The organism is Dyadobacter sp. LHD-138, assembly GCF_030929615.1.
In the GTDB taxonomy this organism is placed as follows: domain Bacteria; phylum Bacteroidota; class Bacteroidia; order Cytophagales; family Spirosomataceae; genus Dyadobacter.
The window spans coordinates 1-714 of sequence record NZ_JAVFVU010000122.1 but is presented as its reverse complement, the minus strand read 5'-3'; the positions used below and the strand labels follow the sequence as shown (position 1 = coordinate 714).

At 42.4% G+C, this 714-nt stretch carries 1 protein-coding gene; it reads left to right on the top strand.

Features of this window, described 5'->3' with window-relative positions; all coding sequences use genetic code 11:
• Positions 1 to 49: 49 nt before the first annotated feature.
• Positions 50 to 714: transposase (locus tag RB622_RS30200; RefSeq protein WP_308050570.1), on the top strand; the 665-nt coding region annotated here is incomplete at its 3' end.

Sequence of the window (714 nt, the reverse complement as noted above, 5' to 3'; positions counted from 1 at the left end):
GAGACTGTAAAATGAACTCTGTCTAAAAGTTTTAACTTTAAGACAGAACATGGAAAAGACGGAATTCGAACAGATGCGCGATAAGGCGCTCGAACAGTTGATGAAAGGACAATCATTAACTGGTAAAGACGGGGTTTTCGCTCCGCTACTTCAACAATTTTTAGAAAGTGCTCTCGAGTCGGAAATGAACACCCATCTCAGTGATCAGGAGCGGGCATCCGGCAATAAGCGAAATGGCAAAGGTAGCAAACGCTTAAAAACGATGTCTGGTGAAATTATAATAACTACACCAGAAGATAGAAAGGCTACTTTTTCGCCGCAAATTGTCAAGAAACGCGAAACCGTCCTGGCTGACAATCTGGCTCCTCAAATTATTGGATTATACAGCAAGGGAATGAGTTTTCGAGATATATCTGACCACATCCAACAGATGTATGATGTTGAAATATCTCATGCGACACTCTCCGAGATTACAGAAAGGGTAATTCCTCAAGTTAAGGAGTGGCAAAGTAGACCTTTGGAAAGCCTTTATACGATTGTCTGGTTAGACGCCATGCATTACAAAGTAAGAGATGGTGGGCGGGTTGTCACACGAGCAGTCTACAATGTATTAGGCGTAAATCGACACGGCTACAAGGATTTAATTGGTATGTACGTGTCTGAAAGTGAAGGCGCAAATTTCTGGCTATCGGTCCTTACTGACTTGAAATCCAG